Below are 25,562 nucleotides of genomic sequence, written 5' to 3' on the forward strand. Positions count from 1 at the left end.
CATGCAAAAAGTTGCATCAAAGCGCTGGAAACTTGCAGAAAAAATTCCTGCCGAGGTCGAACAGGCTTTAAGCTATTATCCTCCTTTCTTTCGTCAGGTTTTGTATAACCGCGGTATTAAAAACACCGATCAGGCAATGGCTTTTCTCAACCCGGGTGAAAATTTTTATGACCCGATGCTGCTGTTGAATATGGATGGGGTGGTGGAACGGCTTTCCTATGCAATTGACCGGAAGGAAGCCATTGCAGTTTATGGGGATTATGATGTGGATGGAGTCAGCGCAACCGCTTTACTGGTGGAAATCATACAGCTGCTTGGTGGGAATGTTACAGCTTATATTCCCAATCGTTTTGATGAAGGTTACGGGTTAAACATCGAAGCGTTAAATTATTTGCGGGAGCAGGGTACACAACTGGTGCTGACCGTGGATTGCGGGATTCGCTCACTGGATGAGGCGGAACATGCCAGGCAAATTGGGCTGGATTTAATTATCAGCGATCACCATCACCCATTGGAGCAAATTCCCGCAGCCCAGTTTGTGATTTGCCCCAAACAAAAAGGTGATCTATACCCGGAGAAAAATCTGGCGGGTGTGGGGGTGGCCTATAAAATTGCTCAGGCATTGGTGCAGCGCTGTTTGAAAGAACTGCCTTATGAAGGATTTGGGCTGGATTTGGTGGCTTTAGGCACGGTAGCGGATGTTGTGCCTTTGACCGGTGAGAATCGGATGCTGGTGCGGGCAGGGTTGAAGGAGTTGAGGCGTGGTTGGCGTGCGGGCCTGCGGTCACTGGCACAGGCGGCCAGATTGACGCCTTCGACTCTGAGCACAGCAGATATTGGCTTTGGTTTAGCCCCGCGATTAAACGCTGCCGGACGGTTGGAATCAGCGCTGGCTTCTTATCAGCTGCTTTTAGAACGAGATGTTCAACAAATTGGGCTCCTGGTGCAGCGTTTGGATGACCAGAATCGTGAAAGACAGAAAATAACCGCTGAAATGCAGCAGCGAGCCGAAGAGCTCATCCAGCAAGAGGAATTTGAAGAAATTTTATTTGCCTTTGATACCAGTTTCAACCCCGGTGTGGTGGGTTTGGTGGCTGGCAAGTTGACCGAAAGTTACTACCGTCCGGCGGTGGTTGGAACCATCAACGGTGAGTACGTGCGGGCTTCCTGCCGCAGTATTCCTGCTTTTCATGTTACCCAGGCGTTGGATGCCTGTGCAGACCTGATGGTGCATCATGGGGGGCATGCGCTGGCGGCGGGCTTTACTATTCATCGAGACCACCTGCCTGAGCTTAAACTACGGCTGGCCAAAATTGCCGCTGATCAATTGGGGGATTTGGATTTACGTCCCGTGTTGCGGGCAGATGTGGAGTTGCCGCTGGGCGAACTGCATCCCGAATTTTTGAAGTATTTGCATCTATTGGAGCCAACCGGAATGGATAATCCGGAGGTTTACTTTGTTTCGCGCAATGTCAGGACTCTCAACCCTCGGGCGATTGGGGCTGATGGCAAGCACCTGAAATTTCTGGTTACCGATGGATGGATAACCTATGATGCGGTTGCTTTCCGGCAGGGGCACTGGATGGAATCCGGTTTACCAAAAGAGGTGGATATCCTCTACCGTTTTGAGCTGAACACCTACAACGGCCGCGAGAATTTGCAGCTCAATGTGGTGGATATCAAACCGGCTGGCAGCGACTGAATTGTGTTTTTGGGGATGATCAATCCACGAAGCGATATTTGATTAATGCCCACAATGCCTCAAAGGCATCCCACAGTTTGATTTTCTTGCCTTCCGAGTAATCCCGCGGATTGAAGGCAATCGGCACTTCGTAGATGCGGATTTTGCGCTTGAGGATTTTGGCGGTGAACTCCGGTTCAAACTCAAACCGGCGGGCATGAAGCGGAATATCCTTAATCACATCCCGCTTGAAGACTTTGTAACCGGTTTCCATATCACTGAGAATGTTGTTATACAGGATGTTGGTGAACGTGGTCAGCAGTTTATTGGCAACCATGTTCCAAAATAAAATTGGACGCCTGGCAGCGCCTAAAAAACGCGAACCGTATACTACCTCTGCGATACCGTCGCGGATCGGTTGCAAAAGATTGGGGTATTCCCGCGGGTCGTATTCCAAATCGGCATCCTGGATGATGATCACATCCCCGCTGGCATTCTGAATACCGGTTCTGACGGCTGCGCCTTTTCCCATATTATTTTCGTGGAAAATCGTGCGGATTTGTCCCTGCTGTTGCAGTTCACTTAAAATTTCTCTGGTTCCGTCCTTGGAGCCGTCATCCACAACCAGAATTTCATCAGCCAGTCCTGTTGCCTGAACGCGTTTGATGATCTCGGAGATTGTATTTCGTTCGTTATATGCTGGTATGATGACAGAAATTTTCATGGCGGGAATTATAAAGGATGAACAGCAAATCAACAAGGCATGGCGTGCTATAATTTGGATGTCGTTATGAGAATTTCCATGATATTAAATTTCAAAAATGAAATGGTTATGCATACGATCTCTGGAGGGGTAGGATGACCAAAATGACTCGCCCGCCCACTTCTGCAGCCACACCAGTAGCCACCGGTCCATTTGTGCCACCGCCAATTAACACGATTGAAGATACCGGTTTAAATCCATTGTGGCTTCAGGACCTGGCGCTGAAAATTTTTTACTTTCAGGGATACATGAGCGGCTTCAAGCTGGCAGAAGAAATTGCCCTGCCGTTTACGGGTGTGCTCAGCCTGATTCTGGATGCGCTTAAGCGCGAAAAATTAATTGAGGTGCGTTCTTCACAAACCGGAGTAGGGGAAGGCGCCTACATTTATGCCATCACGGGAGCGGGTATTGCACGGGCGAGAGAGGCTATCGAACGTTCGCAATATGCCGGTCCGGCGCCTGTACCGTTGGAGATGTACAACGATGCAATTCGACGGCAAAGCCGCGGCAGGCTGCAGGTGACGAACCGGGTGATGCGGCAGGTGCTTTCCCATGTGGTTCTTTCCGAAGATACTTACCAGCGATTGGGACCGGCGGTCAATTCGGGAATGTCCATTTTCCTGTATGGTCCGCCGGGGAATGGGAAAACTACCATAGCGCGCGCGATTGGAAACCTGATTCAGGCTCAGAAAATGTACATCCCTTACGCAATTTACGTGGATGGTCAGGTGATTACCCTGTATGATTCGGTCAACCACCAACTGGCGGGGGAAGAAGATGCCTCCGTGCAAGCTACGGGTGGGATGCGTTCCACGGTGCGTCGTGATCCGCGCTGGGTTCAAATCCGGCGGCCGTTCATCGTCACCGGCGGTGAATTAACCATGGCGGGTCTTGATCTGGTCTTTGATGACACCCTGAAATACTATGAAGCTCCCTTCCAGATTAAGGCAAACGGCGGGATTTTACTGATTGATGACTTCGGCCGGCAACAGGTGCGGCCTCGTGACTTGCTTAACCGCTGGATTGTGCCGCTTGAAAACCGGATTGATTACATGAGTCTGCACACCGGCAGGAAATTTGAAGTGCCGTTTGATGTGCTGGTGATCTTTTCAACCAATCTGCCGCCCAAAGAGCTGGTAGATGAAGCCTTTTTGCGCCGCCTGCGCCATAAAATTGAGATTACCGATCCGACTTACGAGGAGTACCGCGAAATTTTTAAGCGGGTTGCGGCTCAAAAAGGAGTTGCTTATAACGATCAAGGGCTGGCCTACCTGTTGCAGGAGTACTACATCAAGGCAAACCGCAAGTTGCGTGCTTCGCATCCACGGGATTTGTGCGACCAGATTCTGGATATTTCGCGCTACCTTGGAATGGAACCAGAAATGACCAAAGAATTGATTGACCGGGCAGTTAAATCCTACTTTGTGGAATTATGAATCGACTCTTTGAACTACCCAAACCAGTCATTTTTGCTCACCGCGGCGCATCAGCTTATGCTCCCGAAAATACAATGGCAGCCTTTCGCCTCGCTGCGCAGCAAGGGGTGGAGGCCATTGAGTTGGATGCCAAACTTTCAGCGGATGGTGAAGTTATCGTAATCCACGATACCACAGTTGACCGTACTACCAATGCAAAAGGAGAAGTGCGGAAGTTCAGCGTGCGGGAATTTCAACAAATGGATGCCGGCAGCCATTTTTCTGAGGAATTTCGAGGCGAGCCTGTACCCACCCTAAGACAGGTATTTGAGGAATTGGGTAAAAAACTATTCATTAATGTTGAACTGACGAACTATGCGACCCCGCGCGATCAACTTCCAGAGAAGGTAGCAACGCTGGTTAAAGAATATCAACTCGAAGAATGGGTTTTGTTCTCGTCTTTCAATCCATTTAATCTGATACGGGTCCGGCGGGAGCTGCCGGATTGTCCGGTGGGCATTCTGGCATTGGAAGGAACTGCTGGATGGCTGGCACGTTCATTCATCGGTAGATGGTTTGCACCTCAGATTATCCACCCCAATTTAAAGGATGCCAGCGCGGGTTTTATCCAAAAAGAACACCAGCGAAATCGGCGTGTTCATGTCTGGACGGTGAACGAACCGCAGGATATTGAACGGCTATTTCAGGATAGGGTTGATGGGATTTTTACCGATGATCCCCTTACCGCCCAGAAAATTCGAAATCAAATGTGAGCATGCAAAAGTTCTTCCCGTCCATCCGGAAATGTTTGAATATCCTTGTATTCCTTGTGTTTATCATGGCACAGGCTGCTTTGGGCACGCGGCAGAATTTCGTTGCTCACGCGGCGTTTGAGCCGCAAAGCGAATTGGATACCCGCGTCAGGCTGATCATGGATCAAATGTCGCCGGAACAAAAGGTCGGCCAGTTGTTTTTGGTGACTTTCAAAGGCACCGATGCGCGGCGCGATTCACCAGTTTACAAACTTATCGTTGATTATAAAGTGGGAGGTGTTGTTCTGCGGGCCGACAATGATAATTTTGAAGTGGCGGGTAATACCGTGCCAAAAGCGGCTGAGCTGATCCGCGCTTTACAAAATCATGTTTGGGACGCTTCGCAAACTCAAGACCGTAGCGCCGGTTCCCAAACACTCCCCTATATTCCCCTGTTCATTGGCATTTCACAAGAAGGAGATCTCTACCCCAATGACCAAATTTTCAGTGGCATGACATCCCTGCCCAGTTTGATGGCTATTGGGGCGACCTGGAATCCTTCCATGGCTGAAGCCGTTGGTAATGTTATGGGAAAGGAACTGCGGGCGATTGGATTTAATTTATATTTGGGGCCTTCCCTGGATGTGTTAGAAGTCACGGCGACCTCAGCCAACACCCTTGGCGTTCGAACATTTGGGGGTGATCCTTTTTGGGTGGGGGAAATGGGCAAAGCTTACGTGCGCGGCCTGCACCAGGGCAGCCGCGATCAAATGGCAGTAATAGCCAAGCACTTTCCCGGAAGAGGGGCCTCTGACCGTTTGCCGGAGGAGGAAGTAGCAACCGTTCGCAAGTCACTGGACGCGCTCCGTCAAATTGAACTGGCACCGTTTTTTGCTTCCATGCAGGCAGATATGGAGAGCAAAGCCCGCGTTGATGGGGTGATGGTTTCGCACATCCGCTATCAGGGTTTGCAGGAAAATATCCGCGAAATTACACCACCAGTCAGCCTGGACGCAGAGGCGATGCGCCAGGTGTTAACGCTGGAGCCGGCAGCGACATGGTATCAACAAGGGGGGGTTATTGTCAGTGATAATTTAGGCAGTAATGCAGTGAGGCGGTTCTATGATCCTACCGGCCAAACCTTTGATGCCCGGGCGGTTGCCAGAAACGCCTTCCTTGCCGGAAACGATCTGCTTTATTTGAACAATTTCATCGAACCTACGGACCCGGATAGCGCTACCACCATCATGCGGGTTGTGGATTCGTTCGCACAAAAATACCGCGAAGATCCTGCCTTCGCCGAACGAGTGGATCAATCGGTGGAACGTATTTTGAAATTGAAATTGCGTCTGTTTGGCGAGTTTCGCGTGGACAGGGTCCTTCCGCCAGCCAGCCAGCTGGCGGAGGTAGGTCGTTCACAATCGGTAGCGCTGGAAGTTGCCCGTAAGGCAGCAACGCTGCTCAGCCCTTCAGCCGCGGAATTAAATATCCGTCTGCCGCGCCCGCCGGAAAGCCGCGATCAGATCATCTTTTTCACCGATGTCGTCAATGCCCGTCAGTGCAGCACATGCGGAGATCAGTGGATTTTGTCGGTTGACAGCCTGAAAAATGCCGTAATCCGTTTGTACGGCCCAGCGGCGGGTGGGTCGATCATTCAGGGATACCTGTTTTCTTATTCTTTTCTCGATCTCAACACTTATTTGAATAATCCGGAGGGTTTAGCCGCGCTGGGGGTTAATCTGGCAGATGCTGAATGGGTGGTTTTCGCGTTGACGGGGGATATCTCCACGCGTCCAGAATCGCAAGCCTTGAGGCGATTATTGAATGAGCGCCCCGATTTGATTGTCAATAAAAAGGTGATTGTTTTTGCCTTTGGGGCGCCTTATTTACTGGATGCCACCGATATCGCCAAATTAACTGCCTATTACGGTTTGTACAGTAAAATACCGGCATTTGTGGATACGGCAGCCCGAATTCTGTTTCAGGAGCAAAGCGCTAACGGGGCTTCTCCAGTTTCCATTCCTGGTATCGGTTACGATATTATTCGGGTTACTTCACCCAACCCGCTTCAGGTCATTCCGCTATATTTTGATTTTCCGCCTCCCACTGAAAATGTGGAAGCTACAACGACCACCACACCTCAACCAACCCAAATCCCAGAGTTTAAGGTGGGGGATGTGGTGCCGTTTCGAACGGGGGTGATCATTGATCAAAACGGCAATCCAGTACCGGATGGCACCATCGTCCGTTTTATGATCAATACATTGGGCGAGAGCGGTGCAACTCAACAAATTGAAACCGTGACAACCGGAGGAATTGCCAGAGCAAGCTACCGCATAACTCTCCCGGCAACCATTGAAATTCGTGTAGTCAGCGAACCGGCAATGACTTCCCAGATCATTACCATCAACACCCAAAACGGCGAAGCCAATATTTCCACCGATGTTCCCACTCCACAGCCCACCTCAACACCAACACCGACCATTACGCCAACGATCCAACCTACTGAGGATGTGGAGGAGATTACTGAGGTAACGGTTGATTATGGGTTTAGCGATTGGATCATTATGCTGCTGATGGTTGGGGGAGGCGGCGCAGGAATTGCCTTCATTGGGCAGCGGCGGGTTTCATTGCGTTGGGGCTTCCGTTGGGGAATGATGGCAGTCATTGGGGGAATTGTGGCATATCTTTATCTGGTCAGCGGTTGGTTTGTGCCATTAGCGCCGTTTGAACAGGCTGGCCGATGGGGAGTGGTCATCACCAGTCTGGTCGGCTTGTTAAGTGGCTGGGGGATTGGGTGGTTGTGGCAGATGCGTTTACAAAAAGCCCAGCCACCAAACCGAAAAAATTAACGCAGCAAGGTCATCAAAAGACTGAGAACCATGAGGAAGGCGGTAATGGCAATGAGACTTTGCTCCAGCGGATAATTGATGAAACTCCACGGTGATGTGGTTTGTGTTTTGAGCAGTGGGAAGGTATGTCGGTCTCCCAGCAGGCTTTTACGGAAAACCTCTACTGACTCGGGGCGCTCATCCGGATGAAGACCCATTGCCCATAAAATACAGCGTTCCGTTCGCAGGGAGATATCGGGATTGATTTGGCGGGGTGGAATCAACCGGCTGGGGTCGAGGAAGCGTTCGCGGGCATCCGCAGGGGGTTCATTGGTCAAGAGGTGGTAGAGAGTTGCACCAAAGGCGTAGATATCGCTGCGCACATCGGTATGCCCGCTATCCCCGCCATATTGTTCAAGCGGAGTGTAGAGTGCGGTTCCCTGTCCTTGAAGAACGGTAATGGTCACTTCCCCTGGGGCAAGTACCTTAACCAGCCCAAAGTCCACCAGTTTTAACAACCCGCTGGGTGTCACTTTTAAGTTGGACGGTTTGATATCGCGGTGCAGGATGGGCGGGTTTTGACTGTGAAGGTAGGAAAGTGCGCTGGCCAGCTGGTCAGCCCAATTGAGAACTTCGGCTTCAGAAAGGAAACGGTTTTGTTGTTTGGCTTCCAGCATGAGGGTGCGCAGATCTCGGCCGGGGATGAAATCCATGACAAGATAATCGCGCGAACCGGTGGAAAAAAAGTCGGAAACTTTGGGTAAATTGGGATGATCCAATCTTGCCAGAACAGTGGCTTCGCGGAAAAACTGTTCGCGAGCCTCTTGCAATAAATCAGGAGGTAGCGAACGGTCGTGTTCAACTTCTTTGAGGGCGCACTGACGCCCTTCCAGGCGCAGATCATCTGCAAGGTAAATGCTGCCCATACCGCCTTGCCCGATAATACGGACAATGCGATAACGACCCCGCAAGACTTCTCCAGATTTTAGAGGCAAGGGCATTGGTCCAATCCCTGTTTGATGGGATTAGGCAATCTGGCTTCATTTTCGGCGCGTAACCAGAATGCCTGAAAATTACTTTTACACAAAGTGTCGATTCTTTGATATATTATACCTTACTGGGTGAGGCAATCATTCCCAATCCTGTACTTTGGAGACGGGCAGTGGATTCACATCTCGTTGATCAACCAATACTGATTGCACAGAGTGGACCGCTGAACGGAAAGCGGTGGGATATTTTTGATGGAATGACGATTGGGCGTGAAAAGGATTGTGATCTGGTCATTCCGGACCGGCAGGTTTCACGCTATCATGCCCGCTTTGAAGTGCGTGCAGATCGAACCATTCTTCACGATCTTTCCAGCAAAAATGGAACGTACCGAAATGGCAAACGAGTTGAAGAACCGGTTGTTCTTCAAGATGGTGATGTGGTTCAAATTGCACTGGTTCAGTATTTTGTATACCTTAGTTCCGATTCAACCTTGCCGTTGGGAACTGAATTTGAATTACCCATTGAAGAAGTGAAACATGAATTCAATAAACGGTTGGTTTTGGATAAACTTTCGCGGCGGGTATGGGTCAATGGAGAGGAACTTTTACCACCGCTTTCGGTTCCCCAATTTCGACTTTTGGAAGCGTTATATGACAACGAAGGAAAAGTTGTTTCAAGACAGGATCTGGTCTTGGCAGTATGGGGGGATGAGGAAGCCGTAGGTGTTTCAGAACAGGCTTTAGATGCGCTGGTGAGACGGTTAAGAGATCGTTTGGCGGTGTTAGACCCCAATCACGCTTATCTGATCACGGTGCGCGGGTACGGATTGCGGCTGGACAATCCTCCGTCTGCGCTTTGATAGATTTGGGACCTGATAAACTACCCTAAAAAAACTGAAAACAAATTGTAAGTTTGAACAATTGATTGTGAACCGGCTTTGGTTTAGTATTAATTCAAGAAATTTCTGCAATTCGATGTTTGTTTTAAGGCGGGAAGATCACTATGTTGAAACGCCTCCAGTCCGTACAAGATTCATCCCCCACAAAAGATTCAACCCTTTATTCGTTCAGGCAATCGGTCGCTGTTTCAGGTTACGAAAGCGGCCTGAATGAAACCAAGCCGGTAGAAGGCCGTTTCTATAAAGTGTTTAAGTTGAATATTCCCGCTCTATTTGAACAGAACTGGTTTGGGCCAAGGTTGTGGAAAAGCAAGTTGTATGACGGTATTTTGCCGGCCCTGGTGATGATTTTGCTGACCCTGTTGTTCAATCTTCTTTTTATACCGGTCAAAATTGTTTTCGGTACACCGGGATTACTAATCTATACATTGATTATTCTCGCCGGGGGGGTTTACACATTAGGCAAATGTGTGCAATTGCGCTTTGATGAAATTACACGCGCCTGGTATGGAGTGATTTCCGGTCTTTTGTTGTGGTTTGCGGTCAATACTTCCGGGCGTTTGGGGGAAATTACCGTTTCAATGGAAGTTGAGGCTATGATTCTGCTTTTGGCTGTTCTGGTCGTTACAACCTTGTGGAAAACCGTCTTTCCATTGGGGTTGAGGTTTCTGGCTTTTGTGTTTCTGGTTGATTGGACGCTGCGATTCTGGTTGGGTATTCACGCTTTTCTGGCTGAAAGTTTTGAGTTTTTCCAGTGGAGTTATTATCTGACCGGATTTATTTCGCTTTCTGGCTTGATCTTTTTCCTGATGTGGATGTTCTTAAAAGCCGAAAGTCGGGTTCATCATCTGTGGGCTGCGGTGGGGATTTGGTTCTGTACATTGATGGTGATGATTGTATTTTTCCGAATGCCGCTTTAAGATTCACTGGCTTATATCGGAGAATAGAAGCGTGTAGTTCCGCGTTCTCCTCCGGGTGGTAGATTCAACACTTCCAGATAAACCGACTTGATTTCGCTGGCGATTCGTTCCCAGGAGTAGGATTGTGCCAGCAGGTTTGCCTGTTCTCCCAACCGATCCCGCAGTTCGGGGTTGAGGATGAGTTCCTTCAGGCGGTTGCCGAGAATTTCCGGCTCACCATCGGGGATGACGAAACCGGTTATGCCATCCTGAACCAGGAAGGCCAACCCCCCCACCTGGGAAGCCACTACCGGTGTACCGCACGCCATTGCTTCCAGAGCAACCATGCCAAACGATTCATAATGTGAAGGAACAACAACGACATCGGCAGCGGAGTAGTAATAGGGCAACGATTCCTGGTCGCGTTTGCCGAGGAACAGGACGAAATCACGCAAACCCAAGCTTTTGACGAGATTTTGTAAGCGGGCCATTTCAGCGTTGACGCTGAGCTCACTCTCCTCCGGATCGCCACCAACAATTACCAGAGAATGTGGACAGCAAAGCAGTTCGGAGGCTTGCTGCATCCAGGCAACGGCGCGGATGAGCGTTTCCAACCCTTTGAGTGGTTCAATTCGCCCCACAAACAAGATCATCCGGTTTTTGATGGGGACACCGATGACCTCACGTGCCTCATCGCGCGGAATGGGATAAAAGCGGCTCAAATCCACACCGGGAGGAATCACGCGCAGTTTTTTAGAATTGGCTCCATATAGAAATTCCAGTTGAGATTGCTCTGCCGGTGTGGCAGCGATAATACGGTCAGCGGTTTGTAAAATTCTCCGTTCTCCTTCCAGCCGGTAATCCCCTTCGACTTCTTCTGGTGAACGGGCGATCCGGTTTTTCATAAGAACGAGAGTATGGAACATATGGATGATGGGTGTGTTCCACTCGGCTTTGAGCTTTTCTGCTGCGATTCCGGACATCCAGTAATGGCTGTGAATGACATCATATTGCAATCCCTTTGTACGGGTAAAATTGAGGATGCCTTGAACAAAATCCGGCAGATAACTGGCAAGTTCCTTTTTGGGGAGAGGGATTTCCGGTCCGGCGGGAATGTGAACAACCCGATTACCGTAACCCAGGTTATGCAAAACATGCGGAACGTGTTCATCCTGGGAACGGGTAAAGACATCCACATGGATGCCGGCTTTCCCTAAAAATCGAGTCAATTCAGCCACATACACATTCATTCCGCCGGTATCTTTACCGCCCAGGGTAGCCAAAGGGCAGGTGTGGTAGGAGATCATGGCAACGTTCATTGGAAAAATCCTTGCCCGAAAAATCTGTGTGCTGGTATAATTCGAACCACGCCACCGTAGCTCAGACGGTAGAGCAGGCGTTTCGTAAACGTCTGGTCAAGGGTTCGAGTCCCTTCGGTGGCTCTTTTGATTCTACTCTACTATAAAGTAACCAACAGGGTTTGAGTTGTAGAACCTTAAAGGCAAGCAGTATTTGACTGTACCGGTGAGGAGACCGTTGCGTGTTTTTTTTTGAAAGGCAACGGATTAATGAAATCCAAACCTTAAATGGATGCCAAAATCACAGGCGGGTCATTAAACCTCAACCTCTGAAGGCGTGAATCAGGGTCAACTTAAAAGCCAATGCGCAACCAATCGGTTCCGGTAATGACCGAAAGTGCCAGCAGGAAAAACAAAATCAGCAGAAACACACCGCAACCACAGCCAAGGCAGGAACCACTTCCAAACCCAATTCTGGATTGCAACCAGTTAAACAGGCGGTCCAGGAGGAACAATTTCAATAAACCAGATAAGCAGCCGGGGCGATTGTCCACTTGTTTTTTCCTTTCTCACTTCTCTCACTTCACACTCCTTTTACGAAAAGTGGGGAAAAAAGTTGCTGAATGAGAAATTTGTTATGATCAACAAAATTGTATAAACCTTCTTAATATCAAATGTGGAAATTGCTTGACAATTGCAGACTCCTGTCATTAAAATAAAACCATGAAACCTGACATGACATCTCCCAATTCACTGCATCATCATCATTTCGCCATATACCTCCGCTGTCCGATTCGGTGAGTGGTTGAGTCAGGTTTTGCGTCATCCAGCCAACCCCCGCCAATCGGCGGGGGTTTTTATTTATGAATTTTGTGAGGCAGGTATTTTATGACAACTTTCCGTATCTCTCTCCCCTCTAAAGGACGTCTATCTGAAGACGCGCTGACTTTTCTGGAATCTTGCGGTCTACAAGTATATAAGCCAAATCCACGCCAGTATGAAGCCGTATTACCGGATTTGCCGGATTTGAAAGTTCTCTTTCAAAGACCGGGCGATATTGTGGCCAGCGTGGCGGATGGTAGTGTTGATTTTGGGATTACCGGCCTGGATATGGTGATGGAAAAGAACCCCGAGCCGACCTCCATACTGATTTTGCATGAGGCATTGGGTTTTGGGGGCTGCACCTTGAGTCTGGCTATCCCGGAAAGCTGGGAGGGGGTGACAACGATGGAAGGACTGCAAACCTACACCCGCCGGTTAGGACGTCCGCTGCGGGTTGCGACCAAGTTTTCGCGCCTGACCGGAAAATTCTTAAGCAGGTATGCAATTCCTTTTACACTGATTTCAGCCGAAGGCACTCTCGAAACGGCTCCGGCGATTGGATATGCCGATGTGATCAGTGATCTGGTGGCTTCCGGGCAAACGCTGCGGGATAATCGCCTGAAGGTGATTGAAGGGGGGCAAATTCTAAACTCTCAGGCAGTGCTGATTGCGAATTTTTACCGATTGAAGGCCAGTGAAGCAGCCCAATCGCTTGCCCGCAATTTGCTGGAATTGATTGAAGCTCATTTACGAGGCAGTACCAATTACTCGGTGTTTGCCAATATGCGCGGCACCTCTGCCCAGGCTGTGGCTCAGCGCATTTTTGACCACAGCACATTACATGGTTTACAAGGGCCGACCATCTCACCGGTTTTCACACCTCACGGCAATGGAGACTGGTATGCCGTGCATGTGGTCGTCGAAAAGAATGATATTTACCGGGCGGTGAACGAACTGCGCGCGGTTGGCGGGAGCGGCGTGGTGGTTGTGCCAGTCACCTATATTTTTGATGAAGAACCCCCGCGTTGCCTGAAGATGACGCAGGCACTGCGTCTTGATCAACCGCCGGAATTATCTGATCTTGAAGGGGGCTTAATAAAATGAAACAGCCGCTCATCAAAGACTTACAAGAGCAGGTCAGTCGTCGGTTTGAGCAAATTCCTGCCTATGTGCCGATTGAACCGTTTGAGGTGATTGCAGAACGGGTGGGCAGAAGCCCCGAGCAAATAATTAAACTGGATGCCAACGAAAATCCTTACGGCCTTGCGCCTCAAGCGAAAAAGGCGCTGGCTGATCTGCGCTGGGGCAACATATATCCGGACCCTGAAAGCCGGGCTCTCCGCCAGGCTATTGCTGCCTATATGGGTGTACCCGTTGAACATATTGTGGCGGGGGCAGGCGCGGATGAATTAATTGATTTGATTTTACGTGTGATTTTACGCCCGAACGACTCGGTGCTGGTTGCACCGCCAACTTTTGGGATGTATGCCTTTGACGCGCGTATCAATGGCGGACAGGCGCTGGAAATCCCTCGTAACCGTGATTTCAGCCTGAATCTCGAAGAGATGAGGCGAGTGGTAAGGGATAATAAACCATCTGCCATTTTGCTGGCATCGCCGAACAACCCGGATGGTGGAATGTTGACCCCGCTGGAACTGGAAGAAATTTTAGGATGGGGTATCCTGGTCGTACTGGATGAGGCCTACATTGAATTCAGTGATGGCGGACAGCTAGGCGAGCAGGCTTCTCAAATTCATCAACCACTGAAGCGTGATAATTTAGTCGTTCTGCGGACGTTTAGCAAATGGGCCGGCCTGGCAGGACTGCGGGTGGGTTTTGGTGTGTTTCCACAGTGGATGTTGCCGGTTTTATGGAAAGTGAAACAGCCTTATAACGTCAGTGTTGCTGCAAGCGCTGCAGCAATTGCCTCACTGCAAGACTTAACTTGCCTGATCGAACGCGTGCAAAAAATCCGTTCGGAGCGGGTGCGTTTATATCAATTACTTGCTCAAATTGACTGGCTGGAGCCGATCCCCTCGCAGGCAAATTTTATTCTCTGCCGCGTGAAAGGACGTTCTGCAAAGGCGGTGAAAGCGGAGTTGATGAAAAAAGGCATCTTTGTGCGTTATTTTGACACACCCTTGTTGCAAAATTTTATCCGTGTCAGCATTGGATTGCCCCAGCATCATGATGTCCTGTTTCAAGCTTTGAAAGAAATGGAGGAAGAGCACTTATGACCACGGTGGAAACAAAAGGCCGTTTCGTTTCCCTCAGCCGCCAGACCCGCGAAACTTCAATCAATTTGCAATTGAATCTGGATGGAACGGGACAATTCCAGATTCAAAGCGGCATTGGGTTTCTTAATCACATGCTGGCTCAGGTGGCTTTTCATGGCTTATTTGATCTACAGTTGGAGGCTCAGGGTGATCTGGAGGTGGATTTTCACCATACTGTTGAAGACTGCGGTTTGGTAATCGGTGAAGCGTTTGACCGTGCCCTGGGTGACCGAAAAGGGTTGGTGCGCATGGCGGTACAATACGCACCGATGGATGACAGTCTGGCGCGAGTGATTGTAGATTTCTCGGGCCGGCCATACAGTGTCATCCGCGCCCGCTGGGCTGCTGATCAAATTGGCGGCGTCCCGACCAGTCTGTGGGAGCATTTTCTTGAATCGTTTGCACTCCGTTCCCGCTGCAACCTGCACGTAAAGGTACTGTATGGTAAAGATGGTCATCACCAGCTGGAAGCTGTGTTCAAAGCGCTGGGAAGAGCGCTTTGCGCAGCCAGTCGGCTGGATCCGCGCCGCATGGGAGAAATACCTTCCACAAAGGGAGCGTTGAATGTCTGATCAGGTGGTGGTGGTGGATGCCGGCACCGGCAACTTGCGTTCGGTGGTCGGTGCATTGACCAAAATTGGCGCATCAGTCAGGGTGACCTCGCTGGCTGAGGAAGTTTTGAAGGCAGAACGAATCGTTTTGCCGGGGGTTGGGGCATTTGGAGAATTCATGCAGGGAATTAACCAGAATCACTTGCAAGACGCCCTTAAGGAATTCATCCGGCGCGGCCGTCCGCTGCTGGGAATTTGTGTGGGTATGCAGGCCTTGATGGAGGTGAGCGAGGAGTTGGGGCGTTTTGAAGGGCTTGGCATTCTGCCGGGAGCTGTGGTGCGTTTTGAGGAATCTCCATCCTTCAAGGTGCCCCATACCGGCTGGAATCAGGTGTGGTTTTCACGCCAATCATTGCTGACCAAAGGGCTTTCTTCCGGTTTTTATGCGTATTTCAATCACAGTTATTATTGTGTACCTCAGAAGGTATCGCAAATTCTGGCTTTCACGGATTATGTGGTGGATTTTGCCAGCATCGTTGGAGAGGGAGCATTGTTTGGAGTACAGTTTCATCCCGAAAAAAGTCAGCAGGTTGGTGAACGCCTGTTATCGAATTTTCTGTCTATCTGATTGGTTGGGGTTTGAACATGGAAGATTTCACAATATTTCCAGCGATTGATTTGCGCGGTGGAAAGGTGGTGCGCCTGGAAGAGGGTGACCCTTCCCGCCAAACCGTATTCAGTAATGATCCGGCCGAGGTAGCTGATCGTTTTTTAAAGGCTGGGGCGCGTTGGCTGCATGTCATTAATCTGGACGGAGCTTTTGGTGATACACAACAGGCGAGGCAGAACGAAAGGGCGATTGCCCGCATATTGGAAATAACCTCTTCACTTGAGGCGCACATTCAGGTGGGTGGAGGACTGCGTACGATTGGGGCAATTCGGGATTTGTTAGATTTGGGAGTCCAGCGAGTGATTCTGGGTACACTGGCCGTTGAACAGCCCCAAGCAGTGGCAGATGCAATCCGCCAATGGGGAGCGGATCGAATCGCGGTGAGTGTGGATTTGCGGGCGGGAATAATGCAAACTCATGGCTGGCAGAAAAGCGCGCTTCTGCCGCTTGAAGAGTGGCTTCAAGGACTGGCGGATGAAGGTTTGCGCTGGGTGATGATTACAGATGTCGAACGGGATGGAATGTTGAGCGGTGCAAATCCTCAGATGGCTGATTGGCTGAAGGCGGATTCAAGACTTCGACTGGTACTGGCTGGCGGAGTGAGCCGCAAGGCGGATATTCAGGCAGCCAGAACCGCCGGCCTGGCCGGGGTGATTATTGGGAGAGCCTTGTACACGGGTGAATTGAATTTATCTGAATTGCTGCGGGAGGTATCCGATGCTGGCTAAACGTATCATCCCCTGTTTGGATATCAAAGACGGCAGGGTGGTGAAAGGAATCAACTTCATCTCCTTGCGCGATGCCGGCGACCCAATCCGGCAGGCCGCTATTTATGACGCGTTGGGCGCAGATGAACTCGTCTTTCTGGATATTCAAGCAACCCCTGCGGGACGCACAACGGTGGTGGATCTGGTGGCGCGTGTTGCTGAAGAAATCCGAATGCCGCTTACGGTGGGGGGCGGCGTGCGCAGTGTTGAGGATATGCGCCGTTTACTGCTGGCCGGCGCGGATAAAATCAGCATTAATTCTGCAGCGGTGCGCAACCCACAAATCCTACGCGAAGGAGCCGACCGTTTTGGCAGTCAGTGTATTGTTCTGGCTGTGGATGTAAGGCGGCGTATGGGGGGTGAGGGAGTCTCGGCAGGCTGGGAAGTGATTGTAGACGGCGGCAGAACACCAACCGGGCTGGACGCGCTGGAGTGGGCACAGCAAGCCGTGGGTTTGGGGGCAGGCGAAATCCTCTTAACCAGTATGGACCGGGATGGGACACGCGCTGGTTATGACATTGAACTGACCCGCACCTTTAGTCAGAACCTGCCGGTGCCGATTATTGCCTCCGGTGGGGCAGGTGAGATGGAACATTTTGCTGAAATTCTGAGTGCAGGCGGGGCGGATGCTGCTCTGGCTGCCACACTGTTCCACGATGGGGTGATTCAAATTCCCGATCTTAAGGCGTATCTGTTTCAAAAGGGTATTCCTGTACGTCTATTGGAGAAAGGAGAAGGATGATGAACCAGGCTGATGAATTGCAATTCGATGAGAAGGGGTTGCTGCCTGCGATTATCCAGGATGCCTTCAGTCAACAGGTGTTGATGCTGGGCTGGATGAGCCGCGAGTCCTACGAGCTGACCCGCAGCACAGGACTGGTGCATTTCTGGTCGCGCAGTCGTCAGCGTTTATGGAAAAAGGGTGAAACATCCGGAAATTTTATGCAGGTGGTGGAAATCATTGCCGATTGTGATCGGGATGCGTTATTGGTAAGGGTGTTGCGAAAAGGGCCGGCCTGTCATACCGGCATGATTACCTGTTTTCATAATCCGGTTGACAAGGAGGATGGAAAATAATGTTGTTTTTAGATGAATTGAGAGAAGTCATAGAAGATCGGCGCAAGAATCCCCGTGTGGGATCTTACACCAGTCAATTATTTGCCAGTGGTGAAGATGAAATTTATAAAAAGATCGGCGAAGAGGCAATTGAAGTCATTCTGGCCGGCAAGGGGCAGGGTAACCGGCGGATCGTAGAGGAAGTCAGTGATTTGCTCTATCATCTGCTGGTGATGTTAACGCTGAAAGGAATCTCACTGGGAGAAATTGAGGCTGAATTACGCCGCCGACATGGTGGATAAGGAAAAAATATTCCCCATCAAAATTAAATTGAAAAGGAAAAAGTCTTCCATTCGAGCAAATTACGATTATAATTAGGTCAATCCATTGCCCGGTTACAGGCAGACTACATCAGTTTGCACTGACCCGAAAGTTGCCCTGGCAAGGCATGCGTCTGTCCGTTACGCACCTTAAAAATGCTGTAACGAAAAAATCCGGCAGCCAAACGGCGGCTGGATGATTTTTGGCACCGCTTTTCCGGCAAGCGGAACTGCGGAGCCAATTTTTTTGCCTCGACATTGCGCCGCAGATCAGAGTGATCACAGCACTTGCGGTAAGGCGGTCGTTATGGCGTGTTTTTGTGGACGAACCAATGGTTTGTCCGGGACAGGCTCATGGTGAATAACCATGGCAATTTAACCAAAGACCGGGCGTCTCCGGCGAGGTTAACAGTTGAATATATTTTTCTACTTCAAAGGAGAAAAATGGAGATTCAAACATTTTCATATTGCTCTCCAAAATTGGAGTTGCGTCCCTGTCCTGAAAAGGGGGGATTTGGTCTATTTGCAATCGAGCCGATCAGCGCGGGTGAGTTATTAGCCATGTGGGGCGGGCAAGTTGTTACCGGTGAGCAGTTGCAGTACCTGCCGGTTGACCGTCAGACTCATGGGATTCAAATTCATGAAGACCTGTATCTGGTTCCAGTTACCCATGGTGAACCTGCTGATTACTTCAATCATTCCTGCAATCCGAATTGCGGGTTGGACTCGCCGATTTCGCTGGTGGCGATGCGGGACATTGAGGTAGGCGAAGAGGCTTGCTTTGATTATGCGATGAGCGATTCGTCGGATTACGATGAATTTGAGTGCCACTGCGGCTCACCCACCTGCCGTAAAACCATCACCGGTCGAGACTGGATGATTCCTGAGTTGCAGGAGCGGTATGCTGGTTATTTTTCACCGTATCTCCAGCGACGAATTGAAAAACTGCGTGAAGAAATTCGTCTCAAGGGCAACGGCAGTAAATCCATCAAAAAGACCAACGGAAAAAAATAATTCTTAACCTGAAGGGTTGAGTTTGGCAGTCATTTCGCTCTTAACCGATTTCGGTGATCGGGATGCGTTTGTGGGAATCATGAAAGGGGTGATCTGGAAGATTGCCCCTCAGGTTCAAATTGCCGACCTGACGCATTGGATCGAACCGCAAAATGTAATGCACGGCGCGTTGATACTCGGTCAGTCGTATGCTTACTTTCCGGAAGGCAGCGTGCATGTGGCGGTGGTAGATCCGGGAGTTGGCACCCAACGCAAAGCAATTGCCGCGCGCATCGGCAAGTTTTTCTTTGTTGCTCCGGATAATGGCTTGCTCACCCTGCCTTTGGAACAGTCTGAAAGGCTGGGAGAACCAATTCACGTGGTGGAATTGAACGAACCGCGCTTTTGGCTGCCGGAGGTGAGTAAGTCATTTCATGGGCGGGATATCTTTGCACCCTGTGCTGCCCATCTGGCAACGGGAGTGCCGCTGGATGAAATGGGAAGTCGGCTGGATTCCAGCGCATTGGTGCGTGTAGTCATTCCAAAACCGCAACCGATCAAAGGCGGTTGGCAGGCGCAGATTCTGATGGTGGATGTTTTCGGAAACTTAATCAGCAATCTGACGATGGATGACTTGGGCGGTCAAGCAATCCGCAGTGTACGGATTGCCGGGGTATCCATTGAACAATTCACCCGTACCTTCGGTGAGGCGCCTCCTGGTTCTTTAATCAGCATGTTTGATAGCTCTGGTTATTTGAGCATTTGTGTGGTCAATGGGAATGCCCAAAAGCAGTTGAATGTGCGGATTGGCGAACCTCTGGAAGTGATTACAGGTTAGTGGATAGCCACACTAAATTCAATCCTGTGTTGTTTCCAGCCCAAACTGAACCAGGATGCGGGCGATGTGCTTGGCGCCTTTCAGGTATAAATCCAGGCGGATATTTTCGTTCGGGGCGTGAGCCTGTGAACCGGGATGCCCGATACCTGCGGTAACAATAGGGACGTGCAGCATTTCCATGAAAAGATGGTTGGGGCCGGAACCACCACTCATCGGGATGATTTGCATGGGTCGGCCGTATACCTCAGCGGCTGATTCGACCACCATCTTGACAAAGGGATGGTCAACATCGGTGCGGGCTGGAGCCTCACCGCCCAGATAGGTAATTTGGACATCGCTAAAACCGTGATTGTCCAGATGCTGGCGCAGTTGGTGCAGTACATCTTCAGGCGTCTGATCGGGAACCAGCCGAAAATCCACCTTGGCGCTGGCCCGTGCCGGCAGTACCGTCTTTGAACCGGGACCTTGATAACCGGAAGTTAAACCGCAGATGGTACAGGTGGGCAACATGCTTTCTGCAACCCTCAATTCCACTCCCCCGGTCATGCCTTTCAAGAACTCTTTGATCCCGTAGCGGTTGCGATATTCGTCGGCGGTTTCAGGCATTAATTCAAATAATTCAAGGTCGCGTTTGGAGGGTGGGCGGACTTTATCGTAAAAGCCGGCCAGGAGGATGGTTTCATCAGGCGATTTGAGGGTATTCAATGCCCAAACCAGCCGCCAGGCGGCATTTGGGAAAATTGAACCACCCAGACCGGAATGAACATCCTGATTGGCGGTTTCAACCCGGAGTTCAACATAGCACAACCCCCGTAAACCGAGGTACTGTACTGGCACATCGCGGTGATCCACTCCACCAAACTCCCAGATGCAGGCGTCTGCCTGTAAGTTTGAAGCATGCGCTTCCATGAATGGTTTGAGATTTGGGCTACCGATCTCTTCCTCTCCCTCGACGACGAAGCGGATGTTGCAGGGCAGCTCGCCATACTCGGCAAGGATGGCATCTATTGCAAACAAGCGGCTGAGCAGATGTCCCTTGTCGTCGCTGACGCCGCGCGCAAATAACTTTCCATCCCGCAGCGTGGGCTGAAAGGGAGGCGATTCCCATAATTCCAGGGGTTCGGGCGGTTGCACATCGTAATGATTGTAGAATAAGAGGGTGCGCGGTGATTTGCCCGCCCGAAATGCGGTGACCACCGGCGCGCCAGCGGTGGGGATGATGTGGGTTTCAAACCCCCGTTTTTTGAGCATTTTTTCCACCATGCGGGCGGTATCTTCAATTCCCCAGTTTTGTGCTGATACACTGGGCTGCTCGCAAAATCGGCTCAGTTCGGCGATACTTTCCTCGAGATGTTCTTCCAGATAGCGGTCAATGCTGGTGAGGGTCATCATGCTGCCTCCGTTGGATTGATGGAATGCTAAAACGGGAAAAGGTTCAGGATAAAGGAACCACCGTAGGAAAAAATAAGCATTTTCAATACCTTGCCAATCCATGAAAAAAGCAAAAACTGCCACAATGGCATTTTGAGGATCCCGGCAGTGATTCCGGCTACATCAAAAATGGGATTTGGAACGAACGAAAGCACCAGAATGGTAATGGGACCGTATTTGCGCATCCATCGTTCAAATTTTTCACTCCATTCGGTCTTTTCGACAATTCCCTGCCCGCTAAAACCTGCCAGATACCCGGAAAGTTCCCCCAGGGCTGCGCCACTGCCAGCGGCAACTGCCACCCAAAAGGGATTGAACACCGCCCCCATGGCTGAGGTGAATAAAACACCCGGCAGCGGTAAAATCAACGTTGCGTTTGCCAGCAAAGATACCAGAAAAATTCCGGGATAGCCAAAAGACTCCAGCTCGCGGACTTTTTCACGGTTAATGTAAAGGAAAATGGTCAAACCCACCACAAAAACCAGGGCAAGGATGCGGGCAATTTTGAGGCGGGTTTCTTTATTCATTCGGGGTTGTGTTCTTTATTTTCCAAAAGGGTTTCGATGCGGGAGATGACCATATCCAGTGCTACTGTATTAAAACCCCCTTCGGGAATAATCACATCGGCGTAGCGTTTGGAAGGCTCCACAAAATCCATATGCATTGGGCGGACGGTGTTGAGGTACTGTCTAATAACCGACTCGGTGGTACGCCCACGTTCGCGGATATCCCGTTCCAGCCGGCGGATGAAGCGCAAATCTGGATCGGTATCCACAAAGATTTTGACATCAAACAATTCTCTGAGTGCAGGTTCGGCAAAAATGAGAATGCCCTCTACCAGAATTACCCGCTGGGGCTCTATATGAATGGTGCGACTGGTGCGGGTGTGGGTGGTAAAGTCATAAACCGGCAATTCAATCGGTTCCCAGTTTTTCAGTTTTCTAATGTGTTCAATCATCAAGGACGTTTCCAGCGAATTGGGATGGTCGAAATTGACCTGTTCACGCTGGGCGGGGGGAAGGTCTTTCAAATCGCGGTAGTAAGCATCGTGAGGGAGATACGCAATCCGGTGGGAACCGACCCGCTTCAGGATTTCGGTTGCAACGGTGGTTTTCCCGGAGCCGGAACCTCCGGCAATGGCAATAACGAGAGGGGAAATTGCAGGTTTCATCTAACCAGATTATAGTCGAAAACCCTCGAGGGCGGGTTAATCCAACAAAACAAATCGCAGTTGCCGGCTGTGAGTGTCCAAAATGCAAAAAGAACGCTCTTCTTTGCGTAAACCACCTAGCGCGCCGGGGTTGATCAGACGGGTATTGCCATGCAGGGTATCTTCGCGGCGGTGTGTATGACCGTGAAAAAGCAGGTCGAATTGCTGACTGTTGAGCAAGGTTTGAAACTGAGAAAAGATGTGACCGTGGGTAACTGCGATACGCAATCCGTCAATTTCGCCCTGAAAGACTGACCCCGCATAGGAATCGGGATTCATTTTCAATAAGGCTTCGCGCATCTCCCCGCTGGTAAAATCGCCATTTCCGAAAGTGAGAATAACCCGAAAAGCCGAGAGGGACGAAAGAGTTTCGGTGGTGGTTACGTCTCCACAGTGGATGATGGTATGAATATCCTCGTCTTCGATCATCTGCAGGGCTTTATACAGGTTCGTCAGGTGATTATGGGTATCGGAAATAATGGCAATTTTCATGAATCTCAGGCAACCTCCAGAGAAGCAATCTCAATATCCGCGTTGAGAAAAGCCAGCCGCAGGGCTTCTTGCTTTTGGGGGGAGAGGTTTTTAATGACCAGCCGTAAGTAAAAACCGCCATCCGGCTGGGTGTCATTGACAGAACGGAGGATGTTACCGCCAGCCTGTGAAACCAGATGGGCAAGACGCGCCAGCACTCCCGGACGATTGGCGTTCCTGGTTCCGCTGATTGAAAATGTCGTCCAGTTCAGGTTTTGTTGGGAAATGCCGGCGTTGATTAAAGCATCAGCAAAATCCAGTTCGCGAATAGCACCCGATCCAACCGAGGCATACAGATCTTCCAGGCTGGAGGCTGCCAGTGTTTCCAACAATATCACAAAGCGCACCGGTTCGAGTGTCTGAACATCCTCAAGGGCAAGGATGCCATGCTGAGCCAGAATTGGTTTGATGATTTGCCGCCCTTTTTCCGCACTCTTTTTTAATGCTTCGGTGACCAGCACAGAGCGGAGCAGGCGGGCGGTGGAATTGTTGGCATAAGCCAGCCATTCTTCAGTGGGAGGCTGGCGAGTGCCATCGGTAATCACTTCAATAACATCTCCAGAATGAACGCGATCCGAAAGACGCACAAGGGCGCCGTTCACTTTGACGGCGCTGATTTTATCGAGCAAAAATTCCTGTTGAATGGAAGCAACCGCATCCAGAACGGTTGAACCTTCGGGGAGGAAACGTGTGCCGCCGGTGGGAGTTAAAATTTCTACCGGGCGGTAGTGGCTGATGTCTTTGCCTTGTTGGATGGCGTACACTACACCCCAATGGTTTTCCCCTTCCATATCCCGAGTGGCAATGGCTACCTCTACTGCCCCTAAATCCGGCAGCCAGGCTGTGATTTGTAAGGCGCGGTACCCATTCTGCGGACAGGCGATGTAATCGTCGAAACGGTTTTGGTCGAGATAGGGTCCCAAGAAGCGGTTGACACGCGGCAATAATTGATAACAGGCGGATTCATCATCTTCATCCACAACCATGCGAAAACTAACGATGTCGTTCACATCGCGAAACGAATTCATGGAAGTTTTGCGGGCGCGCGCCATTCGGCGCAGTTTCTGCCATGACTGCCAGTAGCCGTTGACAGTAATTTCAATTGAACCGCTCAAACCGCTTTTTTCCATGATACCGCCGAGTTGTTCCATCATGGGATTGATGAAGTTCAGGTCAAGGCGGGGATCGGCATCAATAGTAGATTTGACAAAGGTATAAGTTTCCGGTTCAGCGTAAGGAAAGGCGAGATCTTCGATCCAGCGCCGCCAGCGGTAACAGTTAAGCACCCCTGCCAGTTTGCCGTAAGCACGGATGGCTTCAGTGGCTTTCAGTTGCCGTTTGTGGGCGGGCATGTGGTGCAGGGTGAGCAGGTTGTGGCTTTTGTCCGCCAGTTTGACCAGGAACACGCCCGGATCACGGTATTGGGCAATTTTGCGCAGGGTTTCCATTTCCCGCGAGCGTCCATCGCGCGGGGCGCTGATTTTGGTAACTCCATCTACAATATAGGCAATTTCTTCTCCCAGTCGGCCCGGAAAGTGCCGTTTAATCTGTTCCAGGCTCTCTCCCTGATCTTCCACACTGTCATGCAGTAATGCGGCAATCGTCCAGGCTTCATTGGCTACCAGTTTATCTACAAAGGCGGCCACCCAGGCACAATGCGTTTCAAAATAAGGCTCACCGCTCAATCGCAGTTGACCGGCGTGCAGTTCTTTACCCCAGCGGTAGGCTTCGGCGATGGCGGGTGTGCGCGGGATAAAAGCGCCGGGGTTGAACTCATCATCCAGACGGGGGCGAATTTCGTGAACCGGTTTGATATTGACCATGGGATTCCATTTCCTGCCGATAAGCACCAACTTTAATTGAAAATTTATTTTAAGCGCATTCCGTAAAAAGTGACTAAAATTGGGGTGTGGTCAATTCCAATCGTAAACCTGCCTTGAGGAGTAGTCAATTGATGAAAAAGTTGCCCCTTGTACTCTTGATCTTCAGTATCGTTCTAATTGCCTGTACTGGTCAGAAAGCAACCCCTGAGCCGATTAAGGTTGAATTACCTGAGGGCGTGGTAGATTCGTTGAGCCGTAACCTGAAAGTGGAAGCCGGTCAGATTGAATTCAATAAAATTACTCAGTTAGATTATTCGAACACCTGTCTTGGCATCCCGGCCGTAGATGAGCAATGTGCCGAAATGCTGATTCGGGGCTATCAGGGAATCATCTCGCTGGATGGTGCTCAGTACGAGTTTCGCAGTGATCAAACGGGGGAACGCATGCGAATCGTCCCCATCGCGCTGAAGGCGGCTCAATCGGTCCTGGCCAATCGGTTGAATGTTGAACCCGAATTTGTGCGCTGGGTTTCCATTGAAAAAGTGGACTGGCCGGACAGTTGCCTTGGTTTGGAACAACCGGGGATGAACTGCAACATGGTCATTACCCCCGGTTTTCGCATTTTGCTTGAATCGGGTGGGATTGTTTTCGTCTTCCGCACCGATCTCACAGGTAAACAAACTGTGCTGGAAATGTTTAGTGATTGATCTATTAAGTCTTTCCACTCTTCTCCCTGATTATTCAGAA

General features: G+C 50.3%; 26 protein-coding genes and 1 tRNA gene. 18 read left to right on the top strand and 9 right to left on the bottom strand.

Features of this window, described 5'->3' with window-relative positions; all coding sequences use genetic code 11:
* Position 1 precedes the first annotated feature (1 nt).
* Entirely contained in the window at positions 2-1,702 is a 1,701-nt protein-coding gene (gene recJ, locus ACWIZX_RS04140; protein WP_448334894.1) for a single-stranded-DNA-specific exonuclease RecJ, read from the top strand.
* A gap of 19 nt (positions 1,703-1,721) precedes the next feature.
* Here the strand turns inward: recJ and ACWIZX_RS04145 are convergent, their stop codons facing one another.
* Positions 1,722-2,405, bottom strand: coding sequence for a glycosyltransferase family 2 protein (locus tag ACWIZX_RS04145; protein WP_322791280.1), 684 nt, complete (start codon positions 2,403-2,405; stop codon positions 1,722-1,724).
* A gap of 134 nt (positions 2,406-2,539) precedes the next feature.
* Here ACWIZX_RS04145 and ACWIZX_RS04150 point away from each other — a divergent pair, with 134 nt between their 5' ends.
* The 3 genes from ACWIZX_RS04150 (at position 2,540) to ACWIZX_RS04160 (ending at position 7,463) form a co-directional block, all read left to right on the top strand.
* Complete coding sequence (locus ACWIZX_RS04150) at positions 2,540-3,880, top strand: AAA family ATPase (RefSeq protein ID WP_448334895.1); 1,341 nt, start codon at positions 2,540-2,542, stop codon at positions 3,878-3,880.
* Positions 3,877-4,632: a glycerophosphodiester phosphodiesterase gene (locus ACWIZX_RS04155; RefSeq protein WP_322791282.1), complete on the top strand. Its 756-nt coding sequence runs from the start codon at positions 3,877-3,879 to the stop codon at positions 4,630-4,632. Before ACWIZX_RS04150 ends, ACWIZX_RS04155 begins: the two co-directional genes overlap by 4 nt.
* Before the next feature lie 65 nt (positions 4,633-4,697).
* A complete protein-coding gene (locus ACWIZX_RS04160) occupies positions 4,698-7,463 on the top strand; it encodes a glycoside hydrolase family 3 protein (protein WP_448334896.1) in 2,766 nt (921 codons plus the stop codon).
* On the opposite strand, the gene ACWIZX_RS04165 is transcribed toward ACWIZX_RS04160, so the two are convergent.
* A complete protein-coding gene (locus ACWIZX_RS04165) occupies positions 7,460-8,413 on the bottom strand; it encodes a serine/threonine protein kinase (protein ID WP_448334897.1) in 954 nt (317 codons plus the stop codon). The genes ACWIZX_RS04160 and ACWIZX_RS04165 overlap by 4 nt on opposite strands.
* A gap of 191 nt (positions 8,414-8,604) precedes the next feature.
* On the opposite strand from ACWIZX_RS04165, the gene ACWIZX_RS04170 reads away from it, so the two are divergent.
* Together ACWIZX_RS04170 and ACWIZX_RS04175 are read left to right on the top strand one after the other, a co-directional pair.
* Positions 8,605-9,291: an FHA domain-containing protein gene (locus ACWIZX_RS04170; protein ID WP_322791285.1), complete on the top strand. Its 687-nt coding sequence runs from the start codon at positions 8,605-8,607 to the stop codon at positions 9,289-9,291.
* Positions 9,292-9,434: 143 nt separating this feature from the next.
* The gene (locus tag ACWIZX_RS04175; protein WP_322791286.1) at positions 9,435-10,250 is read left to right on the top strand and encodes a hypothetical protein; all 816 of its coding nucleotides are present in this window, start codon (positions 9,435-9,437) and stop codon (positions 10,248-10,250) included.
* An 11-nt stretch (positions 10,251-10,261) separates the two neighbouring features.
* Here the strand turns inward: ACWIZX_RS04175 and ACWIZX_RS04180 are convergent, their stop codons facing one another.
* Positions 10,262-11,548 carry a glycosyltransferase gene (locus tag ACWIZX_RS04180; protein WP_448334898.1) on the bottom strand — a complete coding sequence of 429 codons (1,287 nt, stop codon included), beginning with the start codon at positions 11,546-11,548 and terminating at the stop codon, positions 10,262-10,264.
* Between the two features lie 50 nt (positions 11,549-11,598).
* Between ACWIZX_RS04180 and ACWIZX_RS04185 the strand changes: the two genes are divergently transcribed.
* Positions 11,599-11,671, top strand: a tRNA-Thr gene (locus ACWIZX_RS04185).
* Between the two features lie 209 nt (positions 11,672-11,880).
* Here the strand turns inward: ACWIZX_RS04185 and ACWIZX_RS04190 are convergent.
* Positions 11,881-12,081 (bottom strand): hypothetical protein, encoded by a 201-nt coding sequence (locus ACWIZX_RS04190; protein WP_448334899.1) that lies wholly within the window; start codon positions 12,079-12,081, stop codon positions 11,881-11,883.
* Positions 12,082-12,415: 334 nt separating this feature from the next.
* Here ACWIZX_RS04190 and hisG point away from each other — a divergent pair, with 334 nt between their 5' ends.
* From hisG to ACWIZX_RS04240, 10 genes are all read left to right on the top strand, one after another.
* A complete protein-coding gene (hisG, locus tag ACWIZX_RS04195; RefSeq protein ID WP_448334900.1) occupies positions 12,416-13,453 on the top strand; it encodes an ATP phosphoribosyltransferase in 1,038 nt (345 codons plus the stop codon).
* The gene (gene hisC / locus ACWIZX_RS04200) at positions 13,450-14,586 is read left to right on the top strand and encodes a histidinol-phosphate transaminase (protein WP_322791290.1); all 1,137 of its coding nucleotides are present in this window, start codon (positions 13,450-13,452) and stop codon (positions 14,584-14,586) included. The genes hisG and hisC overlap by 4 nt, the downstream gene beginning before the upstream one ends.
* Positions 14,583-15,197 (top strand): imidazoleglycerol-phosphate dehydratase HisB, encoded by a 615-nt coding sequence (gene hisB, locus ACWIZX_RS04205; RefSeq protein WP_322791291.1) that lies wholly within the window; start codon positions 14,583-14,585, stop codon positions 15,195-15,197. The genes hisC and hisB overlap by 4 nt, the downstream gene beginning before the upstream one ends.
* Entirely contained in the window at positions 15,190-15,804 is a 615-nt protein-coding gene (gene hisH / locus ACWIZX_RS04210; RefSeq protein WP_322791292.1) for an imidazole glycerol phosphate synthase subunit HisH, read from the top strand. Before hisB ends, hisH begins: the two co-directional genes overlap by 8 nt.
* Positions 15,805-15,821: 17 nt before the next feature.
* Entirely contained in the window at positions 15,822-16,574 is a 753-nt protein-coding gene (locus ACWIZX_RS04215) for a 1-(5-phosphoribosyl)-5-[(5-phosphoribosylamino)methylideneamino]imidazole-4-carboxamide isomerase (protein ID WP_322791293.1), read from the top strand.
* Positions 16,564-17,355, top strand: a complete 792-nt coding sequence (gene hisF, locus ACWIZX_RS04220) for an imidazole glycerol phosphate synthase subunit HisF (RefSeq protein WP_322791294.1) — start codon at positions 16,564-16,566, stop codon at positions 17,353-17,355. The genes ACWIZX_RS04215 and hisF overlap by 11 nt, the downstream gene beginning before the upstream one ends.
* Positions 17,352-17,690, top strand: coding sequence for a phosphoribosyl-AMP cyclohydrolase (hisI, locus tag ACWIZX_RS04225; protein ID WP_322791295.1), 339 nt, complete (start codon positions 17,352-17,354; stop codon positions 17,688-17,690). Before hisF ends, hisI begins: the two co-directional genes overlap by 4 nt.
* Complete coding sequence (gene hisE / locus ACWIZX_RS04230; RefSeq protein ID WP_322791296.1) at positions 17,690-17,971, top strand: phosphoribosyl-ATP diphosphatase; 282 nt, start codon at positions 17,690-17,692, stop codon at positions 17,969-17,971. The genes hisI and hisE overlap by 1 nt, the downstream gene beginning before the upstream one ends.
* A 462-nt stretch (positions 17,972-18,433) precedes the next feature.
* Positions 18,434-19,003 carry an SET domain-containing protein gene (locus tag ACWIZX_RS04235; protein ID WP_322791297.1) on the top strand — a complete coding sequence of 190 codons (570 nt, stop codon included), beginning with the start codon at positions 18,434-18,436 and terminating at the stop codon, positions 19,001-19,003.
* Positions 19,004-19,025: 22 nt separating this feature from the next.
* Complete coding sequence (locus ACWIZX_RS04240) at positions 19,026-19,820, top strand: SAM hydrolase/SAM-dependent halogenase family protein (protein WP_322791298.1); 795 nt, start codon at positions 19,026-19,028, stop codon at positions 19,818-19,820.
* Positions 19,821-19,838: 18 nt separating this feature from the next.
* Here the strand turns inward: ACWIZX_RS04240 and ACWIZX_RS04245 are convergent, their stop codons facing one another.
* Genes ACWIZX_RS04245 through ACWIZX_RS04265 form a run of 5 tightly spaced genes read right to left on the bottom strand, consistent with a single transcriptional unit; the run spans position 19,839 to position 24,815 of the window.
* Positions 19,839-21,212, bottom strand: coding sequence for a M20/M25/M40 family metallo-hydrolase (locus ACWIZX_RS04245; protein ID WP_322791299.1), 1,374 nt, complete (start codon positions 21,210-21,212; stop codon positions 19,839-19,841).
* Positions 21,213-21,238: 26 nt separating this feature from the next.
* Complete coding sequence (locus ACWIZX_RS04250; RefSeq protein WP_322791300.1) at positions 21,239-21,778, bottom strand: TVP38/TMEM64 family protein; 540 nt, start codon at positions 21,776-21,778, stop codon at positions 21,239-21,241.
* Positions 21,775-22,422 (bottom strand): uridine kinase, encoded by a 648-nt coding sequence (gene udk, locus ACWIZX_RS04255; protein ID WP_448334901.1) that lies wholly within the window; start codon positions 22,420-22,422, stop codon positions 21,775-21,777. Before udk ends, ACWIZX_RS04250 begins: the two co-directional genes overlap by 4 nt.
* A gap of 36 nt (positions 22,423-22,458) precedes the next feature.
* Positions 22,459-22,953 (bottom strand): metallophosphoesterase family protein, encoded by a 495-nt coding sequence (locus tag ACWIZX_RS04260; RefSeq protein ID WP_448334902.1) that lies wholly within the window; start codon positions 22,951-22,953, stop codon positions 22,459-22,461.
* A 5-nt stretch (positions 22,954-22,958) separates the two neighbouring features.
* The gene (locus ACWIZX_RS04265) at positions 22,959-24,815 is read right to left on the bottom strand and encodes an HD domain-containing protein (RefSeq protein WP_322791303.1); all 1,857 of its coding nucleotides are present in this window, start codon (positions 24,813-24,815) and stop codon (positions 22,959-22,961) included.
* Positions 24,816-24,946: 131 nt separating this feature from the next.
* Between ACWIZX_RS04265 and ACWIZX_RS04270 the strand changes: the two genes are divergently transcribed.
* Complete coding sequence (locus tag ACWIZX_RS04270) at positions 24,947-25,522, top strand: hypothetical protein (RefSeq protein ID WP_448334903.1); 576 nt, start codon at positions 24,947-24,949, stop codon at positions 25,520-25,522.
* Positions 25,523-25,562: the final 40 nt, after the last annotated feature.

Source organism: Bellilinea sp., assembly GCF_053501535.1.